The sequence below is a fragment of the Nocardioides conyzicola genome (genome assembly GCF_039543825.1).
Taxonomy (GTDB): domain Bacteria; phylum Actinomycetota; class Actinomycetes; order Propionibacteriales; family Nocardioidaceae; genus Nocardioides; species Nocardioides conyzicola.
Genome location: NZ_BAABKM010000002.1, coordinates 329796 through 347111, shown reverse-complemented (window position 1 = coordinate 347111; position 17316 = coordinate 329796). Strand labels below are relative to the sequence as shown.

At 70.0% G+C, this 17316-nt stretch carries 14 protein-coding genes; 13 read left to right on the top strand and 1 reads right to left on the bottom strand.

Annotation, left to right across the window (positions count from 1 at the left end; all coding sequences use genetic code 11):
• Positions 1-21 precede the first annotated feature (21 nt).
• The 3 genes from ABEA34_RS04655 (at position 22) to ABEA34_RS04645 (ending at position 2723) form a co-directional block, all read left to right on the top strand.
• Entirely contained in the window at positions 22-1179 is a 1158-nt protein-coding gene (locus ABEA34_RS04655) for an acyltransferase family protein (protein WP_345519729.1), read from the top strand.
• 9 nt (positions 1180-1188) lie between these two features.
• Positions 1189-2136 carry a DUF808 domain-containing protein gene (locus ABEA34_RS04650; RefSeq protein ID WP_345519727.1) on the top strand — a complete coding sequence of 316 codons (948 nt, stop codon included), beginning with the start codon at positions 1189-1191 and terminating at the stop codon, positions 2134-2136.
• Positions 2137-2423: 287 nt separating this feature from the next.
• Entirely contained in the window at positions 2424-2723 is a 300-nt protein-coding gene (locus ABEA34_RS04645; RefSeq protein WP_486348346.1) for a MafI2 family immunity protein, read from the top strand.
• Between the two features lie 67 nt (positions 2724-2790).
• Here ABEA34_RS04645 and ABEA34_RS04640 read toward each other — a convergent pair whose 3' ends face one another.
• Positions 2791-3369, bottom strand: coding sequence for a hypothetical protein (locus ABEA34_RS04640; RefSeq protein WP_345519723.1), 579 nt, complete (start codon positions 3367-3369; stop codon positions 2791-2793).
• 151 nt (positions 3370-3520) lie between these two features.
• Between ABEA34_RS04640 and ABEA34_RS04635 the strand changes: the two genes are divergently transcribed.
• The 10 genes from ABEA34_RS04635 (at position 3521) to secA (ending at position 17316) form a co-directional block, all read left to right on the top strand.
• Entirely contained in the window at positions 3521-4780 is a 1260-nt protein-coding gene (locus ABEA34_RS04635) for an HNH endonuclease signature motif containing protein (RefSeq protein WP_345519721.1), read from the top strand.
• A gap of 220 nt (positions 4781-5000) precedes the next feature.
• Positions 5001-6431, top strand: coding sequence for an adenosylhomocysteinase (gene ahcY / locus ABEA34_RS04630; RefSeq protein WP_345519719.1), 1431 nt, complete (start codon positions 5001-5003; stop codon positions 6429-6431).
• Between the two features lie 25 nt (positions 6432-6456).
• Positions 6457-7191 carry an MtrAB system response regulator MtrA gene (mtrA, locus tag ABEA34_RS04625; RefSeq protein WP_425576856.1) on the top strand — a complete coding sequence of 245 codons (735 nt, stop codon included), beginning with the start codon at positions 6457-6459 and terminating at the stop codon, positions 7189-7191.
• Between the two features lie 9 nt (positions 7192-7200).
• Entirely contained in the window at positions 7201-8832 is a 1632-nt protein-coding gene (gene mtrB / locus ABEA34_RS04620; protein WP_345519715.1) for an MtrAB system histidine kinase MtrB, read from the top strand.
• Positions 8829-10583, top strand: coding sequence for an LpqB family beta-propeller domain-containing protein (locus tag ABEA34_RS04615; protein ID WP_345519713.1), 1755 nt, complete (start codon positions 8829-8831; stop codon positions 10581-10583). Before mtrB ends, ABEA34_RS04615 begins: the two co-directional genes overlap by 4 nt.
• 30 nt (positions 10584-10613) lie before the next feature.
• Positions 10614-11405 (top strand): ComF family protein, encoded by a 792-nt coding sequence (locus ABEA34_RS04610; protein ID WP_345519710.1) that lies wholly within the window; start codon positions 10614-10616, stop codon positions 11403-11405.
• A 377-nt stretch (positions 11406-11782) separates the two neighbouring features.
• Positions 11783-12406, top strand: coding sequence for a ribosome hibernation-promoting factor, HPF/YfiA family (gene hpf, locus ABEA34_RS04605; protein ID WP_345519708.1), 624 nt, complete (start codon positions 11783-11785; stop codon positions 12404-12406).
• A gap of 111 nt (positions 12407-12517) precedes the next feature.
• Entirely contained in the window at positions 12518-13201 is a 684-nt protein-coding gene (locus ABEA34_RS04600; protein WP_425576855.1) for a response regulator, read from the top strand.
• A 36-nt stretch (positions 13202-13237) separates the two neighbouring features.
• The gene (locus ABEA34_RS04595; RefSeq protein ID WP_345519706.1) at positions 13238-14446 is read left to right on the top strand and encodes a winged helix-turn-helix domain-containing protein; all 1209 of its coding nucleotides are present in this window, start codon (positions 13238-13240) and stop codon (positions 14444-14446) included.
• Between the two features lie 50 nt (positions 14447-14496).
• The gene (gene secA / locus ABEA34_RS04590) at positions 14497-17316 is read left to right on the top strand and encodes a preprotein translocase subunit SecA (protein WP_345519704.1); all 2820 of its coding nucleotides are present in this window, start codon (positions 14497-14499) and stop codon (positions 17314-17316) included.

Genomic DNA, 17316 nt, shown 5'->3' with positions numbered 1-17316 from the left:
AACACCGGGTAGACCCGAAGGGTGCCGACTGAGACCTCGACGCCCGCGCAGACCGCGCGCCCTGCTGCTCGCGACCCCTGGTTCGACAACGCCAAGATGATCCTGGTGACGCTCGTCGTCGTCGGCCACTCGTGGACGCTGCTGCCGCACAACGCGGTCACCGACCACTTCTACGACTTCCTCTACGCCTGGCACGTGCCGGCGTTCGTCTTCGTGACCGGCTACCTGTCCCGCACGTTCGTCTACAGCAAGGTGCGGCTCTGGCAGCTCGTCCGCACGGTGGTCGTGCCGTACGTCATGTTCGAGTGCGCGCTCGCGCTGTTCCGGGTCTACGTGGGCGGCGAGGAGATGAAGAACCTCTTCCAGGACCCCCACTGGCCCATGTGGTACCTCGCGGCGATGTTCTTCTGGCGGCTGCTCACCCCGATCTTCCGCCCGATGTGGGGCGGCCTCGTCGTCGCCGTCGTGGTCAGCGTGGTCGCAGGGATGTACGCCGGCAACACGCTCGACATCGCCCGCGTCCTCGGCCTGCTGCCGTTCTTCGTGATGGGTCTCAAGGCGACGCCCGAGCGGCTCGAGCTGCTGCGTCGCAGGCCGTCCCAGGTCGCCGCGGTCGGGGTCCTCGTCGGCATCTGGATCCTCACGACCTGGACCGACGTCTGGGCGAGCACCGAGTGGCTCTACTACCGCTCGCGCTACGACGAGATGGGGTACGCCGACGACCTCCGCGCGCTGCTCACGCGGTTGCTCGTGCTCGCGATCGGGACCCTCGGCGCCTGGGCGTTCTTCGCCCTGGTGCCACGCGTCGGCGGCTGGTTCGCCCGGATGGGCGCCGCGACCCTGGTGGTCTACCTCTTCCACGGTTTCGTGGTGAAGGGCGCCGGCTACGCGGGCTGGGGCGACTGGGCCGACGACCACGCGGTGATCGCGTTCGGCGTCACCACGCTCGCCGCCGTGCTGCTGGCGCTGGCGCTGGCCTGGCACCCGGTGTCGTCGCGCCTCACCCACCTGGTCGACCCGCTCGGGTACGCCGAGCGCCACGCCAAGCACGCCGTCGACCTCACGGTCGCGAAGGATCAGGTCCAGCCCGACGTACAGGCCGAGATCGAGGCCGGCGTGGACGCCGGTTTGCACCACCGCGCGGCCTCCGAGGTCGGGGAGCCAACGGCCGTCCGCTAGCGTTCCCGCATGGCTGGAGGGCTCTTCGCACTGCTCGACGACGTGGCCGCCCTCGCCAAGATGGCCGCCGCGTCGGTCGACGACGTCGGTGCGGCCGCCGGGCGGGCGACCACCAAGGCCGCCGGTGTGGTCGTCGACGACACGGCGGTGACCCCGCAGTACGTCCACGGTGTGACCGCCGACCGCGAGCTCCCGATGATCAAGCGGATCACCATCGGCTCGCTGCGCAACAAGCTCGTGATCATCCTGCCGATCGCGCTGCTGCTCAGCCAGTTCCTGCCCGGGCTGCTGACGCCGATCCTGATGGTCGGTGGCGCCTACCTGTGCTACGAGGGCTTCGAGAAGGTCTGGGGCCGGCTGCGCGGCCACGAGCACGAGGCCGTGCCGGCGGGCGTCGTCGGCGCGGACGCCGAGAAGGCCATGGTCTCGGGCGCCATCCGCACCGACCTGATCCTGTCCGCCGAGATCATGGTGATCGCGCTCAACGAGGTGGCCGACGAGCCGTTCCTCAACCGGCTGCTGATCCTCGTCGTCGTCGCGATCGCGATCACCGTCGCGGTGTACGGCGTGGTCGCGATCATCGTGAAGCTCGACGACATCGGGCTCGCCCTCACCGAGCGCTCGACGGGCTTCGCCGGCAAGATCGGCCACGGCCTCCTCGTCGGCACTCCCAAGCTCCTCTCCACGATCTCCGTCGTCGGGATCGCCGCCATGCTCTGGGTCGGTGGCCACATCGAGATCGTCGGGCTCGACGACCTCGGCTGGCACGCGCCGTACGACCTCGTCCACCACCTCGAGCACGAGGTCCACCACGCCGTCGGCGGCACCCTCGGCAGCATCGCCGGCTGGCTCACCAACACGCTGCTCTCGGCCGTCTTCGGCCTGGTCGTCGGCGCCGTGGTCCTCGGCGTCCTGCACGTCATCCCGCGCCGCAAGAAGGCCGCCGTCGCTCACTGATCGCTCGGTGTCGCCAGCGCCGCGGCGCGCTGTGATCGCTGTCGGCGACGCGACAGACGGAAAGGGTGGTCACCGCCCGCTGTGGCACCACGGGCGATTTCCAGCCCCGGTCGGCTTGGCGGTCCGCTCGGGTCGACCGTCGTGGTCACCGCCGCAGAAGTACGGCGGACTCCTGCGCACCGCACCGACAGCCGCAGCTGCCGTGAGCGCGTCCGCTGCCGCTTCTGCAACGAGCGAAGACGCACTCACATGGCCGATGAGCGGGCGATACTCCGTCCGTGGCCGACATGAGTACCGACGTGATGTTGTCGATGATGCGGGCTCTGTGGGAGCAGGTCACCAGCGACCTTCGGGCGGTGGCCGTGTCGCACCAAGGCTCCTCGGAGCAAGGAGCCGTCGAGGCCCGGTTCCTGTACGAGGGCGAGGTCGGCGAGGTGCAGGCGGAGTGCGTGTCCTCGGCCGAGACCTACTGCATCGCCGACTTTCCTCCCGGCGTGTCTGTGAGGTTCAGAGCGGTCCCCAACGCGACCCGCGACCTGCTGCCCGGTGAGCACTGGGTGTTCATGCGCTGGGAGCCGGAGCCCTGACCATCTGCTTCTTCCGCGTGGCGTGCGCTCGGTCGTGCCGATGAGCGCGACGTGCTGAGGCGCCTGCTCAGGAGCCCAGGTTGCTGGACAACGGCGCCGTATGCAGGAAGAGGTCGTCGTTCATCGACTCGTCGGTGCGGAGATCGGTCCAGCAGTGGAACACGCCGACGTCGGCCCGCTTGGCTCGTACTTCAAGGCCGAGCTCGACATCAACGGTCAATGTGGGCATACCGCCTTTGACCTCGGGCGCCACGAACTGCAGGGCGTCACGGCCCTCGTAGGTCACCTGACGCAGAGAAGTCAGGACGGCCTCGGCATCCTGGGTCAACCAGTCTCGCCAATATTCGTCGGGGTCGAGCATCGTCCAGGAGCCGAGGTCGAACGTGTCGTGGTCAGCGGGCCGCTCAAGCGCCACGAACGTCGGGTCTGACGGCCACTTGCGCCAATAGGTTCGGTCGCCGGCGATCAGGGTGCTGTCTCCGGACAGGTCCTCGATCCTGGCCAACCTGTTCTGACGCCAGACTCGCGACCTTCGCCACGTGCCGTCCTCCCGGAGTTCGTGGTTAACGCCTGAGAAGCAGAGCTCCTCTGATGCGCCGCGGACGAGCAGGGTGATCAGCTCATCCAGCGTCGGTGTCGTCGTCACCGAGCAATGATGGCGCACGCCGCTCAAGAGCAACCCAAGCATCCGCTCATGCCGTTGATAACGCGCTGCGCTGCCGACGACTCGCTCCACAGGCAACTGCGCGAGGTCGAAATGGAGTAGAACATACGTTCGAATCGTGATAGTGTGCCATATGCCCACTCGGAAGCGCCGCAGCACTCTCGAAGCCGGACCTCGGTCCCGCGACGAGGCGCTGCTGGCTGCCACCGAGGTCACCCACCGCGCGAAGGTCCTCGCCGAAGCCCACGAGTTCGAGCTCGCCGCCGCATGGGGCGAAGCGCACCCCGGCGACGACGCCCCTGCTCTCGCCGACCACCCCCTGTTCGAGGCGAACGTGCTGTTCGGCGACCGACCGCTCGAGGTCGCGGGGTACGGCGCACCGACGGTGTCGGAGTTCGCGATCACCGAGTTCGCGGTCGCCGTCGGCACGACCTCGACCGGTGGGCGCAAGCTCATCGGATCCGCGATCGAGACCAAGCACCGCCTCCCTCGTCTGTGGGACCGCGTCATGGCCGGTGAGGTGCAGGTGTGGAAGGCCCGCCGGGTCGCCGAGCACACCATCGCGCTGCCACCCCAGGCAGCCGCGCAGGTCGACACGATCCTGGCGCCCATCGCGCACACCTGCTCGTTCGCCGAGATCGAACGCGTTGCCAACGCCGCGGCCAAGGAGGCCGACGCCGACAACGAGGAAGACGAGCGCGCGAGCACTGGCCCCTTCCTGCGGGTCGGGCTCGACGACGCCAAGCACAACCACGGCTACGTCCCGATCGAAGGACTCCTCGACCTCGACGACGCGCTCGCCCTGGAAGCCGCGATCAAGGCGAAGGCTCACGCCCTCCTCGACGAGCACCCCACCCTGGACCTCGATGCGCGTCGCGCCATGGCGCTCGGGCTGTTCGCTGACGGCTCCGGTGAGCGGGAGCTGGTGATCTACACCCACCACGACACCCGCGCCCCGCACGGCATCGTCGGTGTCGAGGGTGCCTCGTCGACCGGCTCGACGATCACCGTCGAGCAGCTCGCGGAGTGGTGCCAGAAGGGCAACACCCGCGTCAGCATCCGCCCGGTCCTCGACCTGGCCGTGGAGCTGACCGCCGATTCCTACGCGCCCACCGCACGGATGCGTGAGCAGGTCATCCTGACCTGCCCCACCTGCGTGTTCCCCGGCTGCGGCAAGTCCGCGAGGACCTGCGACCTCGACCACATCCAGCCATGGCCACTCGGACCGACGACGTCGTCGAACCTCGCACCGCTGTGCCGGCTGCACCACCGCCTCAAGACCCACGGCTACTGGACCTACACCCGACCCACCCTCACCACCTTCGTGTGGACCTCACCGATGGGCCGCACCTATACCAACGACCTCACCCACAAACGCCGACGAACCCACTGACCCCCACCCCACCGGCCACCGGCCCGTGGGGTCACAGTCACGTCCGCCGGCGTCCTCTTGCAGCGGTGACCACGACGGTCGACCCGAGCAGACCGCCAAGCCGACCAGCCCGCCGGAGGTCTGCGATAGCGGAGGCATCGAGGATTCTTCGGTTGGGTGCGACGCGTTCTAACCTCGGATTCCCGGTAGCAACCCCTCGCCAGACCCCAGGAGCAGACACATGGACTTCAAGGTCGCCGACCTCAACCTGGCCGACTTCGGCCGCACCGAGATCCAGCTCGCCGAGCACGAGATGCCCGGCCTGATGGCGATGCGTGAGCGCTACGGGGCCGACAAGCCCCTCGCCGGCGCCCGGATCGCCGGATCCCTGCACATGACCATCCAGACCGCCGTGCTCATCGAGACGCTGGTCGCGCTGGGTGCCGAGGTCCGCTGGGCCTCCTGCAACATCTTCTCGACCCAGGACCACGCGGCCGCCGCGATCGCGGTCGGCCCCAACGGCACTCCCGAGGACCCGCAGGGTGTCCCGGTCTTCGCCTGGAAGGGCGAGACGCTGGAGGAGTACTGGTGGTGCACCCAGCAGATCCTCAACTGGCCCGAGGGCAGCTTCGCCAACATGATCCTCGACGACGGTGGCGACGCCACGATGCTCGTCCACCTCGGCGTCGACGCCGAGAAGTCGGGCCAGGCGCCCGACCCGGCCTCGGCCAAGAGCCACGAGCAGAAGATCGTCTTCGACGTCCTCAACGCCTCGCTGGCCGAGAGCAAGGACCGCTACACGAAGATCGCCGGTGAGATCAAGGGCGTCACCGAGGAGACCACCACCGGTGTGCTCCGCCTCTACGACATGATGAAGGAAGGCTCGCTGCTCTTCCCGGCCATCAACGTCAACGACTCGGTCACCAAGTCGAAGTTCGACAACAAGTACGGCTGCCGCCACTCGCTCATCGACGGCATCAACCGCGCCACCGACGTCCTCATCGGCGGCAAGGTCGCGGTCGTCTGCGGGTACGGCGACGTCGGCAAGGGCTGCGCGGAGTCGCTGCGCGGCCAGGGCGCCCGCGTCATCGTCACCGAGATCGACCCGATCTGCGCGCTGCAGGCGGCGATGGACGGCTACCAGGTCTCGACGCTCGACGACGTCCTCGACGTGGCCGACATCATCATCACCGCGACCGGCAACAAGGACGTCGTCACCGTCGAGCAGATGTCGCAGATGAAGCACAACGCGATCCTCGGCAACATCGGCCACTTCGACAACGAGATCGACATGGCCGGCCTCGAGACCTTCGAGGGCGTCGTCCGCAAGAACGTCAAGCCGCAGGTCGACGTGTGGACCTTCCCGTCGGGCAACGCGATCATCGTGCTCTCCGAGGGTCGCCTGATGAACCTCGGCAACGCGACCGGCCACCCGTCGTTCGTGATGTCGAACTCCTTCACCAACCAGGTCCTCGCGCAGATCGAGATCTTCACGAAGCCCGAGGACTACCCGGTCGGCGTCTACGTGCTCCCCAAGCACCTGGACGAGGAGGTCGCCCGCCTGCACCTCGGCGCGCTGGGCGTGAAGCTGACGACCCTCAGCGACGACCAGGCGCAGTACCTCGGCGTCGACGTCGCGGGCCCGTACAAGTCGGACCAGTACCGATACTGAGATCGCGCTCGGGCGGGCTGGCAGTATGGAAGATATGAGCGAGCCCGCCGGAGCGCCCTCCGGCCCACCGAACGACCAGAACACCAAGGGCCGGATCCTGGTCGTCGACGACGACGCCTCCCTCGCCGAGATGCTCACGATCGTCCTCCGGCAGGAGGGCTTCGAGAGCCGGATGGTCACGCGCGGTGACGAGGCGGTCGAGGCGTTCCGCAGCTACAAGCCCGACCTGGTGCTGCTCGACCTGATGCTGCCCGGCAAGGACGGCATCGACGTCTGCAAGGAGATCCGCGCCGAGTCCGGCGTCCCGATCGTGATGCTGACGGCCAAGGGCGACACCGTCGACGTCGTCGTCGGCCTCGAGTCCGGCGCCGACGACTACGTCGTGAAGCCGTTCAAGCCCAAGGAGCTCGTCGCCCGGATCCGGGCGCGGATCCGGCGGTTCGACACGCCGGCGCAGGAGAACCTCACCATCGGCGACCTGTCGATCGACGTCGCCGGCCACGCGGTCTCGCGTGCGGGCGTCCCGATCAGCCTCACCCCGCTCGAGTTCGACCTGCTCGTCTGCCTCGCCCGCAAGCCCTGGCAGGTCTTCACCCGCGAGGTCCTCCTCGAGCAGGTGTGGGGCTACCGGCACGCCGCCGACACCCGCCTGGTCAACGTGCACGTGCAGCGGCTGCGCTCCAAGGTCGAGCACGACCCCGAGAGCCCCGAGATCGTCGTCACCGTGCGGGGCGTCGGTTACAAGGCCGGGACGGCGTAAGGCTCGGCGATGCTGCACCTGCGCCCCCGTGGGTCGCGCTGGCTCCCGGAGCCGGTACGCCGGGCCCTGACCTTCTGGCGCCGGTCGATCCAGGCGCGGGTCGTCGCGAGCACGGTGCTGCTCTCCGTGGCCGTCATCGGTGTGGTCGGCTGGTACCTGCTCCAGCAGATCCAGGACGGCCTGCTCGACCACCGCGTGGACGCCGTCGTCGCCGAGGCCAACGACGAGACCGCCGAGACCCGGGACCGCCTCGAGGCGGTGCCCGGCACCGACGCCGACGTCGCCAGCCAGAAGGCGGACCTGATCGACCCGATCATCCGGCGCGGCGCCACGCGAGGCTTCTACGTCGTGCTGGCCGGACCGACCGGGCCGGGCGGACGGATCGCCGACGGCGGCGTGAACTCCAGCCCCCTGCTCGACACCAGCAGCGTCCCGATCTCGCTGGAGGAGCACTTCGACGCCGAGGCGCCGACGGCCTGGACCTACACGACGATCCACACCACCGACATCGACGGAACCACCACGTCGTCGCGGGGGATCGTCGTCGGCTCCCAGGTGCTGCTGCCGGCCGACGCCAACACCTACACGCTGTACTACCTCTTCCCGCTCGACGAGCAGGAGGAGACGATGGCGCTGGTGACCCGCGCGCTGCTCACCGCGGCCGTGCTGCTCGTCGTGCTGGTCGCCGGGATGACCTGGCTGGTGACCCGCCAGGTCGTCACCCCCATCCGGCTCGCGCGACGGGTGGCCGAGCGGCTCGCAGCCGGGCACCTCCAGGAGCGGCTGCGGGTCTCGGGCGAGGACGACCTGGCCCGGTTGGCGACGTCGTTCAACCAGATGGCCAGCAACCTGCAGCGTCAGATCCGGCAGCTCGAGGAGCTCAGCCGGGTGCAGCGGCGGTTCGTGTCCGACGTCTCGCACGAGCTGCGGACCCCCCTGACGACCGTGCGGATGGCGAGCGACGTCCTGCACGACGCGCGCGGCGACTTCGACGCCACGACGGCGCGGTCGGCCGAGCTGCTCCAGACCGAGCTGGACCGGTTCGAGACGCTGCTGGCGGACCTGCTCGAGATCAGCAGGTTCGACGCCGGCGCCGCCGTCCTGGACCTCGACGACATCAACCTCGTCGACGTCGCCCACCGCATCGTGGACGCCACCCGCCCGCTCGCTCGCCAGCGCAACGTCGAGGTCGTGGTCCAGGCGCCCGACCACCCCTGCCTGGCGGAGGCCGACGTACGCCGGGTGGAGCGGGTCGTGCGCAACCTGGTCACCAACGCGATCGACCACACCGGCACCGAGCGGGCCGGCGGCGACATCGTGGTCCTGGTCGAGGGTGACGAGCACGCCGCCGCGATCGCGGTCCGCGACTACGGCGTCGGGCTGGCGCCCGGTGAGGCCGCGATGGTGTTCAACCGCTTCTGGCGGGCCGATCCGGCTCGCGCCCGGACGAGCGGCGGCACCGGCCTCGGCCTGTCGATCGCCCTCGAGGACACCCACCTGCACGGGGGCTGGCTCCAGGCCTGGGGCCGGCCCGGCGAGGGTGCCCAGTTCCGGCTGACCCTGCCCCGGCGCGCGGGCGCGGTGCTCCGGCACAGTCCGCTGCCGCTCGTGCCCGCCGACGTGACGGAGCCGGTCTCGTGAGCCGCGCCCGGGCGCGCCAGGCCTCGCTCGTGACGGTGGTCGTGGCCGCCGTCGCGCTGCTGGCCGGCTGCGTCTCGATGCCGGACACCGGCCCCGTCGTCGAGACCCAGTCCCGGGGTGGCACGTCGGTGGAGCAGGGGATCTACTTCAACCCCCGGCCGCCGCAGGAGGGCGACACCCGCGCCGACATCGTGCGCGGGTTCCTGGTCGCGATGACGGCGACGCCGATCCAGACCAACACGGCCCGCGAGTTCCTCACCAAGGACGCCGCTGCCGCGTGGTCGCCCGACTCGACCGTCACCTACGCCGGCTACCCGCGCGTGGCGGAGACCGCGGCCGGGGTCTCCGTGACGCTGGCCGAACCCGACCAGCTGGACTCCCAGGGCGCCTGGCAGGGCGCGCTGCCGAAGTCGCAACGCACCATCGGCTTCCCGATGTCGTTCGAGCAGGGGGAGTGGCGCATCGACGGGGTGCCCGACGCGCTCATCGTGCCGGAGACCTGGTTCGCCCGGCGCTTCCGGCAGGTCTCCCTCTACTACTTCGACCCGACGGTGGGAACGCTCGTCCCGGAGCCCGTCTACGTCCCCGGCGGCAAGCAGCTGGCGAGCACCCTCACCCAGGCCCTGCTCCTCGGGCCGAGCGACGGGCTCGACCGGGTGGTCAAGAGCTTCGTGCCGCCCGGCCTCACCCTCGCGCCGTCCGTCTCGATCTCCGACGGCATCGCCGACATCGCGCTGAAGGGCGACGAGGGTCAGCTGTCGACGGAGTCGATCGAGCTGATGATGGCGCAGCTGGCGTGGACCCTGCGCCAGGACACTCGCATCGAGGCGCTGCGCGTCTCGATCAACGGCGACCCGATCCCGCTGCCGGGCGGCGTCAGCGCCTACCGCGTGGACGGGGGGAGCCAGTACGACCCCGCCGGGTTCCAGGCGAGCCCCCTGCTCTACGGCCTGCGCGGCGGCCTCCTCTCCTCCGGGACCGGCGGCACCCTGGACCCCGTCAGTGGGCCGCTGGGATCGACCGACCTGGGCCTGCGCAGCGTGGGGGTCAGCCTCACGGCCAGCACCGCCGCCGGGGTCACCGCCGACGGGTCCCGCGTGCTGATGGGGCCGGTCAGCGACACCGACGACACCCCGGCCACCACCGTGGTCTCCGGGGCGCGCGACCTGCTCCGGCCGGCGTGGGACTTCGCGGACCGGATGTGGTTGATCGACCGCACCGCCCAGGGCGCCGAGGTCTCCTGGGTGGTCGACGGGAAGCGCCACGTGCTCGACGTGCACGGGGTGACCGGCGCCCGGGTCCACAGCTTCGTGGTCTCCCGCGACGGCACCCGCCTGGTGGCCGTCGTACGCCGCGGCTCGGGCGACGAGCTGGTCGTCAGCCGGATCGCCCACAACCGGAGAGGCCGGGTGCTGTGGGCGACCCCGGCTCGGCCGATCTTCAGCGCCGCGGACAGCGACCTGCCCGTGCGAGCCATCGCCTGGCGCAACACGACCAACCTGGACATCCTCAGCCCGTTCCCGGCGACCAAGGCCGTGGTCCAGCTGCGAACGGCGTCGGTCGACGGATCGCCGGCCGCCGAGGCCAGCTCGCCGCCGGTCGAGGGCTCGCTGCTCGGCCTGGTCGGGTCGCCTGCGGTGGACGAGCCGCGCTACGGCTTCAACCTGAAGGCGCTGGTCAACCTCTCGGCGGCCGGGCGGCGCGTCATCCCGCTCGCCGCGGACACCACGGCGATCACGTACGTCGGCTGAGGCGCCTGTCCACAGGCTCCCGCCCCACGGTTGAGACGGACCGACGCCGGTGGTGACATCGGGGCCGTGCCGCGTGACACCTGGGGCGAGATCGCCGACGCCGCCGCCGACCTGCTGCTCGGCGGCGCGTGCGCGGGCTGCGCGAGACCGGGACGCGTGCTCTGCCCGGACTGCGCCCGGACCCTGCCCGCCGCTGCCCGGCCGGCGTGGCCCGACCCGGTGCCGGCCGGCCTCGCGCCGCCCTGGGCGACGGGGGAGTACGCCGGGGCGCTGCGGGCGCTCGTGATCGGGCACAAGGAGCGGCGGCTCCTCGGGCTGCGCGATCCGCTGGCGCGGCTGCTGCTCCAGTCCGTCCGCGCTGCCCTGGCGGACGCCCCCCCGGGCCCCGTGGTGCTGGTGCCGGTCCCGTCCCGGCCCGGTGTGAGCCGCACCCGCGGGCACGACCCGACCGGGCGGATCACCAGCCGGGCCGCGCGGCTGCTGCGCCGCGACGGCCTCGACGTCCTCGCGATGCCGCTGCTGCGCAGCCGGCCGGGCGCCGTGGACCAGGCGGGGCTGGGCGCGGTCGCGCGCGCCGCCAACCTGGCGGGGTCGATGCACTGCCCGACCGAGCAGGTCCGGCGGCTCGCCGCGCGGCGTACCCACGCGCACCTGGTCGTCTGCGACGACGTGGTCACCACCGGCGTGACGCTCCGGGAGGCGCAACGCGCACTGGAGGCGGTCGGGCTGCAGGTCGCCGCGGTGGCCGCCGTGGCCGCGACACGCCGCAGGATCCCGACCGGACAGGCCCGCCCCCTTTCGTCGGCCGACCCTTCGGACTAACGTCTCTACATGGAGTCCGCCCGGGTCCGTGGTTGCGTCGTCGAGATGCCTCGGTCCAATCGGGTGCTCGGTCGACAAGCCGATGCCAGTCGCAGGCAAAACGGTCCACGTAAGACGTCCCGCCCCGTTCCGCGGAGCGGGCGTCGATCACGGTGCGGCTTAGTGGTAAGTCCTGCCTCGGCCCCGTCGTCATATGCGGCGGCGGTCGGGAGAAGGTCAGTAGTGGCAGAGAAGCTGCGAGAGCCTCAGCAGGCGATTGTGGGGTCGAAGACCAGGTCGGCCGGGCGGGCTCCTCTCTCCGGCGTACCCCGAGGTGGGGCTGTCCGGAGCTGACCGCCGAAACACCGAGAAGCAAGCTGTGCAATCGGGAGGTTCACATGGAAGTTGTGGTCACGGGTCGACACTGCGAGTTGTCTGATCGCTTTCGCAGTCATGTCGAGGAGAAGCTGTCGCGACTCGAGAAGCACGATCATCGGATCATCCGGGTCAACGTCGAGGTCGAGAACGAACGCAACCCGCGGCAGGCGGAGCGCGCGGTACGCGTCGAGCTGACGGCCCTCTCCAAGGGGCCCGTGATCAGGGCGGAGGCCTGCGCGGCGGACAAGATGGCCGCGCTGGACCTGGCGCTCGACAAGATGGCCGCGCAGATGCGGCGGGCCTCGGACCGCCGTCGGGTCCACCACGGGCGCCACGCCCCGGTGTCCGTCGGTCAGGCGCTGGCGAGCGGCACCCCGGCTCCGGCCGCGGTGGACGACGAGGTGGTCACCCACGACCGTGAGGTCGGACCCATCGCCGTCACCGGCGACGGCCCCCTCGTGGTCCGGGAGAAGACGCACGCGGCCAACCCGATGACGCTCGACCAGGCGCTCTACGAGATGGAGCTGGTCGGTCACGACTTCTACCTCTTCGTCGACAAGGAGAGCGAGCGGCCGGCGGTCGTCTACCGACGCCGGGGCTACGACTACGGCGTCATCTCGCTCGACCTGGAGGCCACGGTCTGACGGCCATGAGGCCCGCTTCACCGGTGGGATGGCCCGTCCGGGTCATCCCACCGATGCGTTCCATCCCCCGGATGTCAGCGCGAGAAGGCCCGGTCGTGCCATGATTCCCTCGTGGCCGAGGCGATGACCGACGCGGGGCGTGAGCCCATCCGCGTCCTCGTGGTGGACGACCAGGAGCTCTTCCGGCGCGGACTCGTCATGCTGCTGGGCGTCGAGCCCGGCGTCGAGGTGGTCGGCGAGGCCGGTGACGGCTTCGAGGGCACGGCCCTCGCGGAGCGCACCGCGCCCGACGTGGTCCTCCTCGACATCCGGATGCCGAAGCGCTCCGGGATCGAGGCCTGCCTCGCGATCAAGGAGGCCGTGCCGACGGCCAAGATCGTGATGCTCACCGTCTCCGACGAGGAGGCCGACCTCTACGAGGCCGTCAAGAGCGGTGCCGCCGGCTACCTGCTCAAGGACTCCTCCATCGAGGAGGTCGCCCAGGCGGTCCGGGTGGTCGCCGACGGTCAGTCCCTCATCAGCCCGTCGATGGCGGTCAAGCTGATCGACGAGTTCAAGCAGATGTCGCGCCCCGAGCGCGACCACGCCTCCGGGCTGCGGTTGACCGACCGGGAGCTCGAGGTGCTCCGCCTGGTGGCCAAGGGCATGAACAACCGCGAGATCGCCAAGGAGCTCTTCATCAGCGACAACACGGTGAAGAACCACGTGCGCAACATCCTGGAGAAGCTCCAGCTGCACTCGCGCATGGAGGCGGTCATGTATGCCGTCAAGGAGAAGCTCCTGGATCTTCCCTGACGGGAAGATGTCGGAGGGCTCCTCTAGCCTCGCCGCATGGAGTCGATGAGCGTCGCCCAGGCGCGCCGGGTCGCGCTCGCCGCCCAGGGGTTCCTCGACAAGCAGCACGCCGAGCCCACGATGCGCACCTTCCAGCGCACCCTCGAGCGCACCGGCGTCCTCCAGGTCGACTCGGTCAACGTCCTCCAGCGCGCCCACTACATGCCGCTCTACTCCCGGATGGGCCCCTACGACGTCGACCTGCTCCGGCGCGCCTCCGAGCAGCGGCCGCGGCGGATGGTCGAGTACTGGGCGCACGTCCAGGCGTTCATGCCGGTCGACCTGTGGCCGGTGATGCAGCACCGGATGGACGACTACCGCGCCAAGCGGGGCAAGTGGGGCTTCGTCGCGGCCAACGACCACCTCGAGCGCAGCCTGCTCGCCGAGCTCGCCGACCGGGGCGCGTCCACGGCCCGGGACCTGGACGAGGGCCTGCCGCGGGCCAAGGACAACTGGGGCTGGAACTGGTCCGAGACCCGGCGGATGCTCGACTACCTCTACACGTCCGGGCAGGTGGCCATCGCCGGCCGCAACAGCCAGTTCGAGATCCGCTACGACCTGCCCGAGCGGGTGATCCCGGCCGAGGTGCTCGCGCGCCCGACGCCCACCCGCGCCGAGGCCGGTCTCGAGCTCGTCCGCCGCGCGGCGCGCTCCCACGGCGTCGCGACGATGCAGGACCTGCGCGACTACTACCGGATGCCGGTGGACGACACCGCGACGGCGGTCGCGACGCTGGTCGACGACGGGGAGCTCGTCCCCGTGTCGGTCGCAGGGTGGAAGCGGCCGGCGTACCTCCACCGCGGCGCGCGCCTGCCCCGCCGGATCGGTGCCCGGGCCCTGCTCAGCCCGTTCGACCCCGTCGTCTGGGAGCGGGCGCGCACCGAGGCGCTCTTCGACTTCCACTACCGCATCGAGATCTACGTGCCCGCCGAGAAGCGCGTCCACGGCTACTACGTGCTGCCGTTCCTGCTCGGCGAGCACATCGTCGCGCGCGTCGACCTCAAGGCCGACCGCAAGTTCGACAAGGGGGCAGGTCTGCTGGTCGTCAAGGGGGCGTACGCCGAGCCGGGTGCCCCGCCGGAGACCGCCGAGGAGCTCTCGGCCGAGCTGCGGCGGCTTGCCGGATGGCTGGGCCTGTCCGGGATCGTCGTCGAACCGCGTGGTGACCTGGCTCCTGCGCTTCGGACCCTGGGTGTTGCTGGGTAGAGTGGCGCCGCTCAGCGTTATCAGCGCGACTTACGGAAGTTGGACCACACGTGCCTGCGATTCTCGACCGGATCCTCCGCATCGGCGAGGGCAAGATCCTGCGCCAGCTCGAGGCTGTGACCGCGGCCGTCAACGCCATCGAGGATGACTTCGTCGCGATGAGCGACGAGGAGCTGCGCGGGATGACCGACGAGTTCAAGGAGCGGCTGGCCAACGGGGAGTCGCTCGACGACATCATGCCCGAGGCCTTCGCGACCGCCCGCGAGGCCGCCCGCCGGGTGCTCGGCCTCCGGCCGTTCGACGTGCAGGTCACCGGCGGTGCCGCGCTGCACATGGGCAACATCGCCGAGATGAAGACCGGTGAGGGCAAGACGCTGGTGGCCGTGCTGCCGTCGTACCTCAACGCGCTCTCCGGCAAGGGCGTCCACGTGGTCACGGTCAACGACTACCTGGCCAAGTACCAGTCCGACATGATGGGCCGCGTCCACAACTTCCTGGGCCTGACCGTCGGCGTGATCCTGCCCGAGATGCGTCCGGACCAGCGCCGCGAGGCCTACAACTGCGACATCACGTACGCCACCAACAACGAGCTGGGCTTCGACTACCTGCGCGACAACATGGCGGGCTCCATCGAGGAGTGCGTGCAGCGCACCCACAGCTTCGCGATCGTCGACGAGGTCGACTCGATCCTCATCGACGAGGCGCGCACCCCGCTCATCATCAGCGGCCCGACCCAGGACGACGTGCAGTGGTACGCCGAGTTCGCCAAGGTCGCCGCCAAGCTGGTCAAGGACGTCGACTACGAGGTCGACGAGAAGAAGCGCACGATCTCCGTCCTCGAGCCCGGCATCACCAAGGTCGAGGACCACCTCGGGATCGACAACCTCTACGACTCCGTCAACACGCCGCTGATCTCCTTCATGCACAACTCGATCAAGGCCAAGGAGCTCTTCCGCAACGACAAGGAGTACGTCGTCATGGAGGGCGAGGTGCTCATCGTCGACGAGCACACCGGCCGCATGCTCGCGGGCCGGCGCTACAACGACGGCCTGCACCAGGCGATCGAGGCCAAGGAGGGCGTCGAGGTCCGCGAGGAGTACCAGACGCTCGCCACGATCACCCTCCAGAACTTCTTCCGCCTCTACGAGAAGCTCTCCGGCATGACCGGTACGGCCATGACCGAGGCGTCCGAGTTCGACAAGATCTACAACCTCGGCGTGGTCCAGGTCCCGACCAACAAGCCGATGGCCCGCGTCGACCAGGCCGACCTCGTCTACCGCACCGAGGAGGCGAAGTACGACGCCGTCGTCGACGACATCGCCGAGCGGCACGAGAAGGGCCAGCCGGTCCTGGTCGGCACCGTGTCCGTCGAGAAGTCCGAGCACCTCTCCGACAAGCTGCGCAAGCGCGGCATCCCGCACTCCGTGCTCAACGCCAAGGTGCACGCCGACGAGGCCAAGATCGTCGCGATGGCCGGCCACAAGGGCGCCGTCACCGTCGCCACCAACATGGCGGGTCGAGGCACCGACATCATGCTCGGCGGCTCGGTCGAGTTCCTCGCCGACCAGGAGCTGCGCCGGCAGGGCCTCGAGCCCGGTGGCGAGACCGGTGAGCAGTACGACGAGGCCTGGCCGACCATGGTCGAGCGGATCAAGGAACAGGTCGCCAACGAGCACGACGAGGTCCGCGAGGCCGGCGGCCTCTACGTCGTCGGCACCGAGCGCCACGAGTCGCGTCGCATCGACAACCAGCTGCGCGGTCGCTCCGGCCGTCAGGGCGACCCGGGCGAGTCCCGCTTCTACCTGTCGCTCGAGGACGAGCTGATGCGGCTCTTCAAGTCCGAGTGGGTCGACCGGGTCCTCACCGTGCTGAAGATCCCGGACGACGTCCCGATCGAGAACAAGCGGGTCACCAGCGCGATCGCCAACGCCCAGGGCCAGGTCGAGTCGCAGAACTTCGAGTCCCGCAAGAACGTCCTGAAGTACGACGACGTGATGGACCGCCAGCGCAAGGTGATCTACGCCGAGCGCCGCGAGGTCCTCGAGGGCAAGGACCTCGAGGAGCAGATCCGCGGCTTCCTCGACGACACCGTCGCTGGCTACGTCGCTGGTGCCACCGCCGAGTTCGCCGAGGAGTGGGACCTGGACGCGCTGTGGAACGCGCTGCGCCAGATCTACCCCGTCACGGTCGACAAGGAGGCGCTCATCGCCGAGGCCGGCGGAGTCGAGGGACTCGACCGCGACGAGCTCACCGAGACCCTCAAGGCCGACGCCAACGCGGCGTACGACCGGCGCGAGGAGGAGATCGGCGAGTCCGTGATGCGGGAGCTGGAGCGCCGCGTCGTGCTGTCGGTGCTCGACCGCAAGTGGCGCGAGCACCTCTACGAGATGGACTACCTGCGCGAGGGCATCTACCTGCGGGCCTACTCGCAGCGCGACCCGCTGGTCGAGTACCAGCGCGAGGGCTTCGACATGTTCACCGCGATGATGGACGGCATCAAGGAGGAGTCCGTCGGCTTCCTGTTCAACCTGGACGTCCAGGTCGAGGAGGACGAGGACGACGCCGAGCTCGAGGTCGAGGTCGAGGAGGAGGTCGCCGAGCCGATGGCGCGGCAGCTGCCGTCGGCCGAGCAGCCCAGCGCTCACCCGACCATCAAGGCCAAGGGCCTCGAGCGGCCCGCCGCTCCGCAGAACCTGTCCTACTCGGCGCCGACCGAGGACGGCGAGGTGGCGGTCAAGACCGAGGCCGTCGAGGACGAGTTCGCCAAGGTCGGCCGCAACGCGCAGTGCCCCTGCGGGTCGGGCAAGAAGTACAAGCAGTGCCACGGGCGCCCCGGCGGTCCGACGGGTCTGACGGCGCGCGTCAGCTGA